The organism is Nocardia sp. FDAARGOS_372 (assembly GCF_002554515.1).
Taxonomy (GTDB): Bacteria; Actinomycetota; Actinomycetes; order Mycobacteriales; family Mycobacteriaceae; genus Nocardia; species Nocardia farcinica.
The window spans coordinates 4,925,091-4,939,815 of sequence record NZ_PDDW01000001.1 but is presented as its reverse complement, the minus strand read 5'-3'; the positions used below and the strand labels follow the sequence as shown (position 1 = coordinate 4,939,815).

17 protein-coding genes and 3 tRNA genes are annotated in these 14,725 nt (G+C 71.0%); 11 read left to right on the top strand and 9 right to left on the bottom strand.

Translation table 11 applies throughout. The annotated features are described in order from the left end of the window. Window positions 1-26: 26 nt before the first annotated feature. The gene (locus CRM89_RS23165; protein WP_011206767.1) at window positions 27-506 is read right to left on the bottom strand and encodes a nucleoside deaminase; all 480 of its coding nucleotides are present in this window, start codon (window positions 504-506) and stop codon (window positions 27-29) included. Between the two features lie 10 nt (window positions 507-516). Then, on the bottom strand, window positions 517-1,056 hold the full coding sequence (locus CRM89_RS23160; protein WP_011206766.1) for a tRNA adenosine deaminase-associated protein: 540 nt from the start codon (window positions 1,054-1,056) through the stop codon (window positions 517-519). Window positions 1,057-1,114: 58 nt separating this feature from the next. Here CRM89_RS23160 and CRM89_RS23155 point away from each other — a divergent pair, with 58 nt between their 5' ends. Continuing rightward, window positions 1,115-2,065, top strand: coding sequence for a prephenate dehydrogenase (locus tag CRM89_RS23155; RefSeq protein WP_098086202.1), 951 nt, complete (start codon window positions 1,115-1,117; stop codon window positions 2,063-2,065). Window positions 2,066-2,083: 18 nt separating this feature from the next. On the opposite strand, the gene CRM89_RS23150 is transcribed toward CRM89_RS23155, so the two are convergent. Continuing rightward, window positions 2,084-2,689 carry a putative glycolipid-binding domain-containing protein gene (locus tag CRM89_RS23150; RefSeq protein WP_255266206.1) on the bottom strand — a complete coding sequence of 202 codons (606 nt, stop codon included), beginning with the start codon at window positions 2,687-2,689 and terminating at the stop codon, window positions 2,084-2,086. Window positions 2,690-2,867: 178 nt separating this feature from the next. Between CRM89_RS23150 and CRM89_RS23145 the strand changes: the two genes are divergently transcribed. The 5 genes from CRM89_RS23145 (at window position 2,868) to CRM89_RS23125 (ending at window position 6,451) form a co-directional block, all read left to right on the top strand. Continuing rightward, window positions 2,868-4,001 (top strand): DNA (cytosine-5-)-methyltransferase, encoded by a 1,134-nt coding sequence (locus CRM89_RS23145; RefSeq protein WP_172964636.1) that lies wholly within the window; start codon window positions 2,868-2,870, stop codon window positions 3,999-4,001. Then, window positions 3,998-4,468 carry a very short patch repair endonuclease gene (locus CRM89_RS23140; RefSeq protein ID WP_098086199.1) on the top strand — a complete coding sequence of 157 codons (471 nt, stop codon included), beginning with the start codon at window positions 3,998-4,000 and terminating at the stop codon, window positions 4,466-4,468. Before CRM89_RS23145 ends, CRM89_RS23140 begins: the two co-directional genes overlap by 4 nt. Window positions 4,469-4,604: 136 nt before the next feature. Further along, window positions 4,605-5,261: a DUF998 domain-containing protein gene (locus CRM89_RS23135; protein ID WP_098086198.1), complete on the top strand. Its 657-nt coding sequence runs from the start codon at window positions 4,605-4,607 to the stop codon at window positions 5,259-5,261. Window positions 5,262-5,302: 41 nt separating this feature from the next. Further along, window positions 5,303-5,695, top strand: coding sequence for a RidA family protein (locus tag CRM89_RS23130; protein ID WP_098086197.1), 393 nt, complete (start codon window positions 5,303-5,305; stop codon window positions 5,693-5,695). A gap of 27 nt (window positions 5,696-5,722) precedes the next feature. Continuing rightward, complete coding sequence (locus CRM89_RS23125) at window positions 5,723-6,451, top strand: maleylpyruvate isomerase family mycothiol-dependent enzyme (protein WP_098086196.1); 729 nt, start codon at window positions 5,723-5,725, stop codon at window positions 6,449-6,451. A 104-nt stretch (window positions 6,452-6,555) separates the two neighbouring features. Here the strand turns inward: CRM89_RS23125 and hisC are convergent, their stop codons facing one another. Further along, entirely contained in the window at window positions 6,556-7,632 is a 1,077-nt protein-coding gene (gene hisC, locus CRM89_RS23120; protein ID WP_098087097.1) for a histidinol-phosphate transaminase, read from the bottom strand. A gap of 128 nt (window positions 7,633-7,760) precedes the next feature. On the opposite strand from hisC, the gene CRM89_RS23115 reads away from it, so the two are divergent. The 4 genes from CRM89_RS23115 to CRM89_RS23100 all read left to right on the top strand — a co-directional run bounded on the left by CRM89_RS23115 (window position 7,761) and on the right by CRM89_RS23100 (window position 9,736). Beyond that, the gene (locus CRM89_RS23115; protein ID WP_041559750.1) at window positions 7,761-8,468 is read left to right on the top strand and encodes a dienelactone hydrolase family protein; all 708 of its coding nucleotides are present in this window, start codon (window positions 7,761-7,763) and stop codon (window positions 8,466-8,468) included. 91 nt (window positions 8,469-8,559) lie between these two features. Beyond that, window positions 8,560-8,649, top strand: a tRNA-Ser gene (locus CRM89_RS23110). 34 nt (window positions 8,650-8,683) lie between these two features. Next, window positions 8,684-8,756: transfer RNA gene (locus tag CRM89_RS23105), tRNA-Arg, on the top strand. Window positions 8,757-8,947: 191 nt separating this feature from the next. After that, window positions 8,948-9,736 (top strand): GNAT family N-acetyltransferase, encoded by a 789-nt coding sequence (locus CRM89_RS23100; RefSeq protein WP_098086195.1) that lies wholly within the window; start codon window positions 8,948-8,950, stop codon window positions 9,734-9,736. 94 nt (window positions 9,737-9,830) lie between these two features. On the opposite strand, the gene CRM89_RS23095 is transcribed toward CRM89_RS23100, so the two are convergent. From CRM89_RS23095 to CRM89_RS23075, 5 genes are all read right to left on the bottom strand, one after another. Continuing rightward, window positions 9,831-10,622: a protein phosphatase 2C domain-containing protein gene (locus CRM89_RS23095; RefSeq protein WP_127516283.1), complete on the bottom strand. Its 792-nt coding sequence runs from the start codon at window positions 10,620-10,622 to the stop codon at window positions 9,831-9,833. A 17-nt stretch (window positions 10,623-10,639) separates the two neighbouring features. Continuing rightward, window positions 10,640-11,686 carry a HoxN/HupN/NixA family nickel/cobalt transporter gene (locus CRM89_RS23090; protein ID WP_216641983.1) on the bottom strand — a complete coding sequence of 349 codons (1,047 nt, stop codon included), beginning with the start codon at window positions 11,684-11,686 and terminating at the stop codon, window positions 10,640-10,642. Window positions 11,687-11,776: 90 nt separating this feature from the next. After that, window positions 11,777-11,861 (bottom strand) — tRNA-Ser (locus CRM89_RS23085). 20 nt (window positions 11,862-11,881) lie between these two features. Next, window positions 11,882-12,376 carry a MarR family winged helix-turn-helix transcriptional regulator gene (locus CRM89_RS23080; RefSeq protein WP_011206753.1) on the bottom strand — a complete coding sequence of 165 codons (495 nt, stop codon included), beginning with the start codon at window positions 12,374-12,376 and terminating at the stop codon, window positions 11,882-11,884. Window positions 12,377-12,424: 48 nt separating this feature from the next. Next, entirely contained in the window at window positions 12,425-13,600 is a 1,176-nt protein-coding gene (locus CRM89_RS23075) for a lactate 2-monooxygenase (RefSeq protein ID WP_060593831.1), read from the bottom strand. Window positions 13,601-13,717: 117 nt separating this feature from the next. Here CRM89_RS23075 and CRM89_RS23070 point away from each other — a divergent pair, with 117 nt between their 5' ends. After that, window positions 13,718-14,722, top strand: coding sequence for an NAD(P)H-quinone oxidoreductase (locus CRM89_RS23070; RefSeq protein WP_098086190.1), 1,005 nt, complete (start codon window positions 13,718-13,720; stop codon window positions 14,720-14,722). Window positions 14,723-14,725 lie beyond the last annotated feature (3 nt).

The window sequence follows — 14,725 nt, the reverse complement described above, 5'->3', positions numbered from 1 at the left end:
CACCGCCGGATCACTAAATCCGCTGGTCAGCGGTGGGTGCGGAAGAAGGTGTCGAGGAGGGCGGCGCATTCGGTCTCGAGCACGCCGCCGCGGACTTCGGGGCGGTGGTTGAGGCGGCGGTCGCGCACGACGTCCCACAGTGAGCCGACGGCGCCGGTCTTGGGTTCCCAGGCGCCGAAGACCAGGCGGTCGACCCTGGCCAGCACCAGCGCGCCGGCGCACATCGTGCACGGTTCGAGGGTGACGGCGAGGGTGGCGCCGGCCAGGCGCCAGCCGTCGCCGTGCACCTGCGCGGCGCGGCGCAGGGCCAGGATCTCGGCGTGCGCGGTGGGGTCGCCGCTGGCTTCCCTGGCATTGGCGGCGCGGGCCAGCTCACGTCCCTGCGCGTCGAAGACGACCGCGCCGACGGGCACGTCCCGGGGGTCGGCGGCCGCGGCGGCTTCGATGGCGACGCGGATCATCGCCTCGTCCGCGGCCAGCGGACCCGGGCCGAGCGGCGCGGTCATCGGAGCACGGTCACCGCGGCAGCTTGTCCAGCACCGCGGACAGTTCGTTGGCGAAGCCGAGCCGCTGGGCGATCATGCCGAGCTGCTCGTCGGGATAGAGGTCGGTTTCGGCGAGGATGACACTGAGTACCGGTTCGGGCAGGCCGAGGTCGGCGAGCACGCCGAGATCGCCCTCTTCCCAGGGTTCGATGTCGTCGAGTTCGTCGGGGTCGATATCGGGAATTTCGATATTCAACGCGTCGAGGACGTCGGCGGCGATGTCGTAATCGATCGCGGCCGTCGCGTCCGACACCAGCATCCTGGTGCCGCTCGGCGCGGGCCGGAGCACGATGAAGAACTCGTCATCGACGTCCAGCAAGCCGAACACCGCACCGGAGCTGCGCAAAGCCTTCAGCTCGTGCTCCGCGGCGGACAGGTCGGTGAGCGCCGCCCGGCTGAGCGGACTACACCGCCATTTGCCTTCTTCGCGGACCACGGCCACTGCGAACCCTTCCACGTCGTCGTAATCTTCCGACGTCGCCCTGTTCGTGCCCGAGCGCTGTGCTGCCATGGCCGCAACGGTAGTCGGCTCGAGCTCAAATGTTGGAGTCGTATGCGAATCTGTTCGGGTGACTGGCGACGCGAATGCACCCGTGTGTGTCCTCGGTACCGGCCTGATCGGCGGTTCCCTGCTGCGCGCCGCCCGGGCGGCCGGTTATCCGGCTTTCGGGTACAACCGCTCATCGGCGGGGGTACTGGCCGCGCGCGGTGACGGATTCGACGTCGCCGACGATCTACCGGCGGTGTTGCGGCGGGCCGCGCGGGAGGATGCGCTGATCGTCGTCGCGGTGCCGATGCCCGCGGTCGATCACCTGCTCGCCGACATCGCCACCTTCGCCCCCGAGTGCGTGCTCACCGATGTGGTGAGCGTCAAGGGCCCGGTCGCGGAAGCCGTGGCGCGGCACGGGCTTTCGGCCCGCTACGTGGGCGGGCACCCGATGGCGGGCACGGCGGAGTCGGGGTGGGCGGCAACCGATCCGGAGCTGTTCCGTGGCGCGGTGTGGGCGGTGGGCGTCGACGAGGGCACCCGCGCCGAGCCGTGGCGCCGAGTGGTGCGGCTGGCGCTGGCCTGCGGGTCGACGGTGGTGCCGGTGACCGCGGCCGAGCACGACCGCGCCGTCGCCCGGATCTCGCATCTGCCGCACGTGCTCGCCGAGGCGCTGGCGGTGGCGGGGGCCGCGGGTGGCCCGCTGGCGCTGGGGTTGGCGGCGGGCTCGTTCCGCGACGGCACCCGGGTGGCGGGCACCGCGCCCGACCTGGTGCGCGCCATCTGCGAACCGAACGCCGCCGCCCTGCTCGACGTGCTGGAGGAAACGCTGACCGTGCTCGGCGCCGCCCGCGACAGCCTGCGCGCCGACGGCACGCTGGGCGAACTGGTCGACGCCGGCCACGACGGCCACACCGACTACCGCACGGCGCGCCGCTGGGAGATCACCGACGTGCGTCCCGGCGAGCACGACTGGCTGACCCGGCTGCGCGAGGCGGGGTTGCGCGGCGGCGTGCTCACCGCACTGGACTGAGCAGATGCGCTGGACTGTTCAGATGCGCTCGGCCAGGCCCGGGTAGTCGAGCAGGAAACCGTCCGGGTCGACGGTGACCGTCGCGCTGGAGACCGGGGACAGCACGCTGATGCCGTCGGCGCCGCTGCTGTAGGTGAGCGACGCCTCCTGCACGAGCAGGTCGGGCAACCGGACATACACCACCGGCACCACCACTTCGTCGACCGCGTGCTGCAGGCCGAACCGGCGGATCGGCAGCGTGTTGAAGAACGGGCTGAGCACCACGTCGACGTCCAGCGCACCGCCGAAGGTGGAACGCACGTGGCTGTTGCCCGCGTCGACCAGCCAGTAGTCCTCCTCGTCGCGGGCGATGGAGGCGTGCCGCTCACCGGCGGCGGTGGTGGTGCGCAGCGACAGCCGCTTGGTCACGCCGTTCTCGTCGGTGACCAGGTCGTAGGAGGCGCTGAAGGCGGGATGCTCGTCGCAGTCGCCGCCGATCATCCGGCCCGCGGCACGGATACGGTTGCCGTTCAGCGTCACACGCACCGACTCCATCCGGGACGCGTTGTGCGCGCGCCACGTGAGGATCGCAGGCCACCGGGGTGCCACCGGTTCGCTGTCGGGGCCAGGGACTGAATTGGTCACCTATCTACCGTAAGCGACGAAACGCTGCGGACCACGTCACACCGAGGACACGGCACCGCCCATCCGCTGCCAGGAGATGCGCCGCGGCTCGAGTAACGTGGTCCCGCGAGCACGGAGCGCGAACGTGTCGGCGCCCGTCGTGGGATCGCAGAAGGGGTGACCGGTGACGGGCGGGCGGATGGTGGGGTTGTTCGCCGGGATCGGCGGGCTCGAACTCGGCCTCGCCGCGCACGGCTGGACCTGCGAGCTGCTCTGTGAGATCGATCCCGGCGCGCAGGCCGTGCTCGGCGCCCGTTTCCCCGACACCGACCTGCACGCCGACATCACCGCCCTGCGCGCCGTGCCCGCGGGCACCGAGCTGGTCGCGGCGGGTTTTCCCTGCCAGGACCTGTCGCAGGCCGGGCGCACCGCGGGCATCACCGGGTTGCGCTCGGGCCTGGTCGACGAGGTGTTCCGGCTGGTGCGGCGCAAGCGGGGACCGCGCTGGCTGTTGATCGAGAACGTCCCGTTCATGCTGCAACTCGGCCGCGGTGCCGCCATGCGCCACATCACCACCGAGCTCGAGGATCTCGGCTACACCTGGGCCTACCGGGTGGTGGACGCGCGCGCCTTCGGACTGCCACAGCGGCGTCAGCGGGTGCTCATGCTCGCCTCGCGCACCGAGGATCCGCGGCCGGTGCTGTTCGGCGAGGACGCGGGCGAGGCCGTCGTCGGTGACCCGGACCGCGACCCGTGCGGTTTCTACTGGACCGAGGGCGTGCGCGGACTGGGGTGGGCGGTGAACGCCGTGCCGACGCTGAAGGGCGGCTCGGGCCTCGGCATCGCCAGCCCACCCGCGGTGCGGCTACCCTCCGGGGAGATCGTCACGCCGGGCATCGTGGACGGCGAACGGTTGCAGGGCTTCGCCGCGGGCTGGACCGCGCCCGCGGTCACCGTGCCCGGCATCCGCCAGGGGCACCGGTGGAAACTGATCGGCAACGCGGTCAGCGTGCGGATGGCCGACTGGGTGGGCGCGCGGCTGGCCGCACCCCTCGAACCGATCCCCCACGACGTGCCGCTCGCCCCGGGCACCCCGTGGCCCAGCGCCGCGTGGGGCCGGGCAGGCAGCGCCTACCGGGTGCCGGTGTCGACCTGGCCGGTGCGGGCGCCGTACGAGGACCTGAAGAACTTCCTCACCGACTCCCGTCTGCTCTCCGCGCGCGCCACCGCCGGATTCCTGCGCCGTGCGAGCCGCGGCAGCCTCCGCTTCCCGGATGGTTTCCTGGAAGACGTGGCAAGTCATCTCGATCGGATGGGCGGCTGGGCGGCGTGATCGCGACCGACCCGGCCACCAGCGCCAGGATGTCGCGGCAGCGGCGCACCGGCAGCGCGCCGGAGCTCGCGCTGCGCCGGGAACTGCACCGGCGCGGGCTGCGCTACTTCGTCGATCGCGCGCCGCTGCGTGGGCAGCGCCGCCGCGCCGACGTGGTGTTCCCGCGGCGCAAGCTCGCCGTCTATGTCGACGGGTGCTTCTGGCACCGTTGCCCGCAGCACGCCACCGATCCGAAGAACAACGGTCGGTGGTGGGCGGACAAGCTGGCGGGCAACGTGGCCCGCGATCGCGCCACCGACGAGGCGCTGCGCGCCGCGGGCTGGCAGGTGGTCCGCGTCTGGGAGCACGAGGACCCGATTGCCGCCGCCGACCGCGTGCAGGCCGCGCTCAGCGCCGAGCCCGCACCCGGACCAACGTCCGCGGGGCGTGCGCGGCCACATGACTCGACGCCGCCATCGCCGCGATGACGGTGCAACCGGCCAGGGCTGTCAGAAACCCGATCATGAGTACCTCCTCGTCGCCGTCTCACCGACCAGCCTGGCGGGCGAACCTGACAGGAGCCTGTGTGCGAGGTGGCAATGCGGTGCGAAGGAGAATGGCCCGGTGACGAGTCGACGGCTGGCAGCGGTGCTCGCGGTCGTGATCGCGGTGGCCGGGTTGTCCTATTCGGCGTGGGTGCTGCAGTTCGTGCTGCCGGTTCACGCCGATCCCGTGCACAGCTTCCTCAGCGAACTCGACGCCGAGGGCAAGCCGTACCGAACGGTGTTCGCCGCCGGTGACGTGCTCACCGGCGCGCTGTTGATTCCCGCCGGGCTCGCCGGACTGCTGCTGTTCCCGCGTCGCCCGCTCACCACTCTCGGTTGGGCGGCGCTGACCGTCTTCGGCGCCGCGACCATCGCCGACGCCCTGATCCCGCTGCGCGACTGCGCGCCCGGCGAACCCGGCTGCGGCGGTCCGCGGGAACTGTTCCCCCAACTGCACCAGCCGCACGCGCTCACCAGCACGCTCGCCGTGACCGCGATCGCGGTGGCCGTGGCGGCGTTCAGCCTGGCCGCGTTCCGCTACCGGCGCTGGCGGGTGCTGCGGGAATTCGGGATCGCGGCGTTCCTCGTTGGTGCGGTGGCCACGGTCTGGATGCTCGTCGCCGATCGCCTGCCGGGCGAGTACGCCCTCGGCATCGCCCAGCGCATCCAGGTCGGGGCCATGTCGGTGTGGTTGCTCACGCTGGCCGCGGCGGTGCTGGTGGAGGCGCGGGAGTAATTCGGTTGGCGGTGGCCGGTGCGGCATCGGATGCTGTCGGCATGAGCCAGCGCGTGAACATCTCCTCGGCCTCGGAGTTCGAGGACGTCGTCGGATACTCCCGGGCCGTGCGGATCGGCGACCACATCGCCGTCAGCGGCACCACCGCCGCGGGCCCCGGCGGCACGGCGATCGGCGGCGACGACATCGGCGCGCAGGCCAGGGAGGCGCTGCGCCGCATCGGCATCGCGCTCGCCGAGGCGGGCGCGAGCCTGACCGACGTGGTGCGCACCCGCATCTTCGTCACCGACATCGCCCGCTGGCCCGAGGTCGCCGCCGCGCACGCCGAGGTGTTCGGCGACATCCGCCCGGCCGCGTCGATGTACGAGGTGCGGGCGCTGATCACCCCGGCCCTGCTGGTGGAGATCGAGGCCGACGCCGTCGTGACCGGGTGAATTCCGCTGCCGGATAGGCTCGTCCACGTGACCAGCGATGCGCACGACCTCACGCCCCGCACCACCCTCGACCAGGTCGCGGCGAGTACCGCCCGGCTGCTCGAGACCGTGCGCGACCTCACCGACGCCGACCTCACCGCCGCCTCACCGCTGCCCAGCTGGACCCGCGGCCACGTCGTCACCCACCTCGCCCGCAACGCCGACAGCCTGGTCAACCTGCTGATCTGGGCGCGCACCGGCGTCGAGATCGCCCAGTATCCGAGCACGTTCCTGCGCGATTTCGACATCGACGCGGGCGCGCCCCGCCCCGCCGAGCAGCAGGTACTCGACCTGGAAGCAGCGGTGACCCGGTTCACCGCGCTCGCCGACAGCGCCCCGCCGGACGCCTGGGGCGCCGTCGTCCGCACCCGGCAGGGCCGTCCGATCGCCGCGGCGGAGATCGCCTGGATGCGCCTGCTCGAGGTCGAGATCCACCACGTCGACCTCGGCGTGGACTACACCCCCGACGACTGGCCGAACACCTTCGTCGCCCGCGCCCTCCCCGGCGTGGCCACCGACCTCGCCAAGGCGGTCTCCCCCGACACCGAGGCCTTCGACCTGCAAGCCACCGACACCCCGTTCACCGCCACCCTCGGCACGGGCGCCCCGGTGCACACGGTCGCAGGCACCTCGGCGCACCTGCTGGCCTGGCTGCTCGGGCGGTCCACCGGCGAGAGCCTGTCCGGCCCCCTCCCCGAACTGCCCGCCTGGCGGTGATCCTCGCCGCGGAATCACCCGCACTTCAGCACTTCTCGCGGATCGCGAGTACGTCGGCTGTGCGCGCCTCCTGTCGAGGGGCGGTGATGGGGAGCGGCGAAGAGTCAGCGGAAGCGGGCGACGACGGCAGGGTCGGCGGCGAAACGCAGGAACATCTCGTTCTCGTGCGGATCACCGACGGTCACCCGCACACCGTCGGTGCCGTAGGGCCGCACCAGCACGCCCGCCGCCGCGCTGGCCTCGCCGAACTCGGCGCTGTGCGCACCGAGCGGCAGCCAGACGAAGTTGGTCTCGCTCGGCGGCACGTCGTAGCCGGCCGCGAGCAGCGCCTCACGCAGCCGCTCGCGTTCCACGATCACGGCCTCGGTGCGCTCGAGCAGTTCGTGCCGGGCCTCGAGCGAGGCGATCGCGGCGGCCTGCGCCACCCGGTTCACGCTGAACGGGATGTGCACCTTCATCAGCGCGGTGATCACCTCGGGGTCGCCCACCGCGTAGCCGACGCGCAGCCCGGCCAAGCCGTACGCCTTCGAGAACGTGCGCAGGACAACCACATTCGGTCGGTTGCGGCCGATCTCCACCCCGTCCGGACGATCCTGCGCCGACAGCCGCATGTACTCGTAGTAGGCCTCGTCCAGCACCACGAGCACGTGCGCGGGTACGGCGTCGAGGAAGCGCTCGAGCGCCGCCCGGCCGTGCGCGGTGCCGGTGGGGTTGTTGGGATTGCAGACGAAGATCAGCCGGGTGTGCTCGGTGACCGCCGCGGCCAGCGCGTCCAGGTCGTGCGCGTAGTCCGGGGTCAGCGGCACCTGCACGGCGGTGGCGTTGCCCACCTGCGTGATGATCGGGTACGCCTCGAACGAGCGCCACGCGAACAGCACCTCGTCCCGCGGCGACGAGCAGGTGATCTGCACCAGCTCCTGGCACAGCGCCACGCTGCCGCAGCCGATCGCGACGTTCTCGACCCTCACCCCGAGGAACTCGGCCAGCGCCGCGCGCAACTCGCCCGACTGGTTGTCCGGGTAGCGGTGCGCCAGCTCCGCCGCCTCGGCGATCGCCTTGGCCGCGGCGGGCAGCGGCGGCAGCGTGGTCTCGTTGCTCGCCAGCTTCACCGCGCCGGGGTTGCTGCGGCCCGGGGTGTAGGCGGGGATCGAGGAGAGGTCGGGACGGATGCGAGCGCTCACGGGTTCCACCCTAGTTGGCCCGGGAAAGCGGCCGGTCCCGCCCCGGTTCGGTACCGGAAAAGTTGCGGGTAATTCACGCTCAGGGGCAATATCTCGCGAAGATCGGGCCTGCGCCCTACGCTGGTTTCATGTCGGGCATTTATGACGATGTCGCCCAGCTACGCGGCGGCGCGGAGGATGAAGAGCGCTCCGGCGCAGGTGCGAGTGTGCCGGTCACGGTGATCGAACCGGAGGGCCATGCCCGGGGCGGGATCGTGGTCCTGCACGAGTCCAGAGAGTTCACCGGCTCGTTGCTGGAGTTCATGCGCGCGCTCTCCAACGAGGGCTGGACCGTCGTCGCCCCGAATCTGTTCCACCGCGGCGAGGAAGCGGGCCAGGAGGTGTTCGGGCAGGACCTGTTCGACGACTTCGACGCCTGCTTCGACTGGCTGACCCGCCGCGGCGTCTTCCCCGACTGCATCGGCGTGCTCGGCTTCGACCACGCGGGCACCGCCGCCTTCCTGGTCGCCACCAACCGCCCGATCGGCGCGGCCGTCAGCGTCGCCGCTCCCGGCATCACCGAGCCGCTCACCGACCAGGCCGAGGCCCTCGTCCAGGCCGCGCCCGAACTCCAGGCCCCCTGGCTCGGCCTCTACGGCGCCGACGACCCCGAGACGCCCCCCGACGACGTGGAAAAACTCCGCGACGCCACCGCCCGCGCCTCGGTCGCCAGCCTGGTGGTGACCTACCCCGGCCTACGGCACCGCGCCGACGACCCCTCCGATGACGACGACCAGAACGTCCTCATCGACTCCCAGACCCGCATCTTCGACTGGTTCGACAGCAATTTACGCTGATGACCAGGCGTTTTGTTATCTGGTCGCGCGGTACTGTAACCTTCATGCTCGGCGGTTCGAAAGGACCGGTGCCCTCGAAGAGAAGGCTCCAGGAGGCGTGCCAGAGCGGCCGAATGGGACTCACTGCTAATGAGTTGTCCCTTCACGGGGACCGGAGGTTCAAATCCTCTCGCCTCCGCCAAGCCCGGTTCGCCGGGTGAACAACTGAATACCATGCGCCCGTAGCTCAACGGATAGAGCATCTGACTACGGATCAGAAGGTTAGGGGTTCGAATCCCTTCGGGCGCACATATACATCCCCTCCACCGAATATCGGCGGAGGGGATGTTTCGTTGATCCGTCCGAGTGGTTCTGGACCCGGCGGTAGCCGAGCGGACACCTGCCCGGAGCACCGGGTCGCGGGCGTCATGCCGTGATCGGCATGTTGCGGGCCCGAGCGCCCGGGCCCCTGGCGTCCGCACGTCGAATATGGTTCACGCATGTTTCCCACGTGGCGGATGGCGTATGTCAGGGCGGCCATCCAGCAGGGGCCCTGGCGTACCGTCGCCCGCGGGCTGGCGAGTTGGATCGCGACGGTCGGGGGTCCGGCGGTGGTTCTCGGGCTCGCGTTGACGGTTGTATCGGGATCCTCCGCTGGGGAAGTCATCGGCTTATGGGTGGTGCTCGTCGTAGGCGTCCTGCTTGTCGCGGGCGGACTGTGGGCGTGGCAGGTCAGCGGGCTCGTCGACAAGGAAACCAGGGCGCGTTACCTCGTGCTGCGAGAGGTCGAATCCGCACGGTTGCTGCTGCGTCCGCCGGTACCGCGGGACGCGGTCGCGCTCGCCGCCACGATCGATGCGGAGATGCTGGCCGCGAATGGGTGGACGGAGCGGCAGGCCCGGGCCATGGTGAAGGCCGTGCGAGCGGGCCATCCGACTCCCGGCCTTCTGGTGTTCCAGGCGCGGTCGGACGGGGCCCTGGTAGGCGGCGGGGGTGTGCACCCGCGTGTCGACGACCCATCGTCGCAAACTCTCGGCTGGTGGATCGGGCCACGACACCGACGCGCCGGTTACGCGGGCGAAGCTGTTGCCGCGCTGGTGGCGGCGATCCACGACGCCGGTTTCGCCACCGTCGAAATCGGTACGGCCGAGACGAATCTCGCGGTGCAGCGCATCTGCGACCGTATCGGGGCGACGGAAACCGGCCGGCGCGAGCAGGCGTTGCCGAACGGATCGGTCGTCCCGGGAATCTGGTACGAGCACCGGCAGGTCAGCGCGGACCAGCCTTGACCCGGCCCATTCTCGGGGAGGCAGCGGGTCTCGAGCGGTCATGGCTCGGCCGTAGCCAGGAATTCTCGAACGCAGTGCATTCCGCCCCGCTCAGCTACAGACGAACCACCGCGAGAGTTTTGTCGTCGTGTCGTTTCGACCGAGGGAGTATGCGGCCGTCGGGGTCGGTTTCCGCTTCCCAGGAATGGCACGTCCGGAGTAGCGCGCCGAGTTCGTCGGCTGACTGCTGGGCAATATCGGTCCACGGGATGCCGAGCGATTGAATCGGTTCACGGGCACCGTCGGTGGCGGCGACGAGCCAGGATACCGAGTTCCGCGGAATATCGAGCCGGATGGCGTGGGCCGCCGCCGACGGGTCGGCTTCGGCGATCCAATACCCGCCCGGGCGGTTTCGCTGTTCTCGCTGCCGCTCTTGCAGTTCGCGGAGAAGCCGGCGATGCACATCGTCGTAGCCGGAGCCGTGCGCCAACCGGCGCCGGTACTCGGCCGCCTGGGGGATGCCGAGAGCGCCCAGCCGGTCGTCGGTGTGGATCTCGTGGTTGCCGTCGGTCCTGCCGACGATCACCGTGGTGTCGCCCAGGAGCAGCACGGACACCGTCTCCACAGCGATACGCACGATCGCGACGGTGCTCGACGGCGACCGGCCCGGCGCGAGGCCGAGTGCGCGCGCTGTGTCCCGGATGGCATCGGCCAGAGCGGGTGGGAGCTCCGCATCGGGGATGAGATGCTGCGCGAGCGCGGCGCCGAGAGCGTCGACGTATTCCGAGGCCGGTGGGATGCCCGGATGATGCGAGGTCGCCCCGTCCATAATCACCAGGGCGTTCTCGATGGGCAGTGCTCGGTCCTCGTTGGTTCGAGCGGGCAGTTGCGCTATCGCGATCCGCACGGGGCACCGGTGGGGGCTCACCGCACCAAGCGGTCCGACCACCGTTGGTCCAGTCGGCCCAACCTCCACACCGCATATGCGACCGCCCAGGTCGCGACGAACAACCCCACGATGATGTACCCCAGCTCGCCGATGTCCAGGTGGCCGATCCAGGCGATCAGGCCGGATTCGATGTCCAGTCGCTCGACGAAGATGGAGATGATCTCCTGGCCGCCGATGAGGAGGGCCACCGCGACGGACAGGCCGGTGACGACGAGGTTGTAGTAGATCTTGCGGACCGGTTGGGCGAAGGCCCAGTCGTAGGCGTGGGTCATGAAGGAGCCGTCGAGGGAGTCGAACAGGGTCATGCCCGCGGAGAACAGGACGGGCAGGACCAGGATCGAATACCAGGGGAGGTCGGTGGCGGCGGCGCCGCCGGCGATGACGAGCAGGCCGACTTCGGTGACGGTGTCGAAGCCGAGGCCGAACAGCAGGCCGACGGGGTACATGTGCCAGGGTGCGCGGACCAGGCGGACGACGGGGGCGAGGATGCGGTTGAGCAGGCCGCGGTCGTCGAGGGCGCGCTCGAGGCGGGCCTCGTCGTACTCGCCGCGGCGCATGCGCCGGAACACCCGCCAGATGGCAAGCAGGGAGACCAGATTCAGCAGGCCGATGGTGATGAGGAACAGGCCGGAGATGCTGGTGCCCCACAGGCCGGTCCACTGTTGCAGGGCGGAGCCCTCGTCTTCGAGGTTGCGGGCCAGGGCACGCACGCCGAACGCGAGCAGCGCGACGAGGGCGAAGACCACGCTGGAATGGCCGAGCGCGAACCAGAATCCGACGCTGTGCACTCTGCGGCCGGGGTGTTCGGCGGTGAGTTTGCGGGTGATGTTGTCGATGGCGGCGATGTGGTCGGCGTCGAAGGCGTGCCGCATGCCGAGGGTGTAGGCGGTGACGCCGAGGCCGACGCCGAACACCGCGCCCTGCACCACGTGATGGCCGGGGACCACGAACAACAGCAGTGTGCCCCAGCCGATCACGTGCAACGCGACGACCGCGGCCACCATGCCGAGCACACTGCGCATGTCACAACCCCTGCTCGTCACCGGATACCGATCTGTCGAACGGTACCCAGCACGCCCGGTCCGCGCGCGACGGGCGAGGGGAAGAGTGAGCGGAGACGGAGGGATTTGAACCCCCGGTCGCTCTCGCGACGCTCGCTTTCAAGGCGAGTGCAATCGGCCGCTCTGCCACGTCTCCAGTGCCCCGATCCTAACCGCTCACTCTTCGCGGGCGCCGATGGTGTCGTCGACGCGGGCGAACACCCGGTGGACGGCGGCGAGTTCCTCGGGGGTGAGCAGGTCGATGAAGTCGCGGCGGACGGCTTCGACGTGGCCGGGGGCGGCCGATTCGAGCTTGCGCATGCCTGCCTCGGTGAGTTCGGCGAGTACGCCGCGGCCGTCGTCGGGGCAGGATGCGCGGCGGACCAGGCCCTGGGCCTCCATGCGCCGGATCTGGTGGGTGAGCCTGCTGCGGGAGGACAGCACACCGTCGGCGAGCTCGCTCATGCGCAGGGCGTGCTCGGGCGCCTCCGACAGCAGCACCAGGATCCGGTATTCGGCGAAGCTGAGGTCGCTGTCGCGCAGCAGCTGCCGGTTGAGGGTGGCCATCAGGCGCTGGTGGCCGTCCATGTAGGCGCGCCAGGCGCGCTGCTCGGCCGGACTCAGCCAGCGCGGCTCGGTGGCGGGCGCGGCGTCGCTCGGCGGGATGGGCACGCCGCGATTCTAAAACGGGGTCGAACCAGACCCTCTGGTACGCGCCGGTCAGTGCGGCGTGGCGATGAGCGAGCGATCCAGCGCCGCCGCGCTCGTGCAGCCGCACAAACCCATCGCCGAGTCGAAGTCGGCCAGCAGCAACCGCAGCGCATGGTGCACGCCCGCGCGCCCCGCGATGCCGAGACCGTAGGCGTAGGGGCGGCCGAACAGCACGGCCTTGGCGCCCAGCGCCAGCGCCACGAGCACATCCGAGCCGGTGCGGATGCCGGAGTCGAAGAGTACGTCGGCGCGGTCACCGATCGCCGAGACCACCGCGGGCAGCGCGTCCAGCGCGGCGATCGAGTTGTCCACCTGACGGCCGCCGTGGTTGCTGACCACCACGCCGTCGGCGCCCGCGTCGATCACCGCGCGGGCGTCGTCGGGATGCAGGATGCCCTTCACCGCGATCGGCAGGTCGGTCCATTCGCGCAGCCGGGCGATGTCGGCCGGGCGCAGGGTGTGGTTGCCGAACAGGCCCACCCAGGTGAGGATCGCGATCCGCATGGCGTCCTCGCTCTCCTCCGGCGGCGAGGGCAGCTTGGCGCGGAACACCGGGTCGGAGAGATAGTTGGCGATGCCCTTGCCGACCAGGAACGGCAGGTGCGCGAGCTCGAGGTCCTGCGGACGCCAGCCGAGGCTCGGGGTGTCGACGGTGACCATGATCGCCTTCGCGCCTGCCCGCTCGGCGCGCTCGACGAAGGAGCGGGCCAGGTCGTGGTCGGCGGGCCAGTACAGCTGATACCACCAGTCCCCCGCGGCGGCGCCGACCTCCTCGATGGTGCTGGAGGAGGCGGTCGAGAGCACCGAGCCGATGCCGAGTTCCTTGGTGACCTCCGCGACGGTCACCTCGCCGCCGGGCCGCATGAGTTCGAGCACGCCGATGGGCGCGGTGAGCACCGGCGCGGCGAGCCGGGTGCCGAGCACCTCCGTCGACAGGTCACGGTTGCCGGGGCCGGTGGCACCGCGCAGCATCCGCGGGACGATCCGGTAACGGTCGAAGGCCGCCCGGTTGGCGGCGGCGGTGCGACCGGAGGATGCGCTGCCCGCGACGTAGGCGAATTCGGACGCGCCGAGCACCTCGCGGGCGCGCTCCTCCAAACCCTCGGGGGTCATCGGCAATTCGGGGATCCGACCACCCAGACCGGCCAGGTAGATCTCGTTCTGGAAGTCGATGAAGCTGCTCACGCCGGGAACGCTAGTCCCTCGCCCCGGCGCGCGCAGCAACCCGCGCGGAAATGCGGCTGCCGCACCGCCATCGGGGTACGGGCTGTGCGCGGCGGTGGGGCGGAGCAGTATGGGGGCATGCGTGCGATCGAACTGAACGGATTCGGTGGACCCGAGGTGCTGGTGTGGGGCAAGGCGGCCGATCCCGTGCCCGGCCACGGCGAAGTGCTGATCGACGTGGTCGCGGCCGGGGTGAACCGCGCCGACCTGCTGCAACGGCAGGGCAACTACCCACCGCCCGCGGGTGCGAGCGACATCCTCGGCCTGGAGTGCTCCGGCGTCGTCGCCGAGGTGGGCGAGGGTGTGCGCGAGTGGCAGGTGGGTGACCGGGTGTGCGCGCTGCTCTCCGGCGGCGGCTACGCCGAAAGCGTGGTGGTGCCCGCCACCCAGGTGCTGCCGGTGCCCGAAGGGATGGACCTGGCCGCGGCGGCCGGCCTGCCCGAGGTCGCGGCGACGGTGTGGTCGAACCTGGTGATGACGGCCGGTCTGCACGCCGGGCAACTGGTGCTGATCCACGGCGGCGGCAGCGGCATCGGCACCCACGCCATCCAGGTCGCGCAGCAGCGCGGCGCGCGGGTGGCGGTGACGGCGGGATCGGCCGAGAAGCTGGAGCGCTGCCGCGAACTGGGCGCGGACGTGCTGATCAACTACCGGGAACAGGATTTCGTCGAGGTGGTGCGCGCGCAGGAATCGGGTGCGGGCGCGGCCGGCGCCGACATCATCCTCGACAACATGGGCGCGGCCTACCTCACGCGCAACGTCGCCGCCCTCGCACCGCACGGACACCTGGTGATCATCGGGATGCAGGGCGGGGTCAGGGGCGAACTGAACGTCGGTGCGCTGCTGGGCAAATGGGGCAGCGTGCACGCCACCAACGTGCGCAACCGGCCCGCCACCGGCACCGGCAGCAAGGCGGAGATCATCGCCGAGGTGCGCAGGCACCTGTGGCCGCTGGTGGCCGACGGCGCGGTGGTGCCGGTGATCCACGCCGAATTCGACATCGCCGACGCCGCGCAAGCGCATCGCGTGCTGGATTCCTCGCGGGCCTTCGGCAAGGTGGTGCTGCGCGTGCGCGAGGAGTGAGCC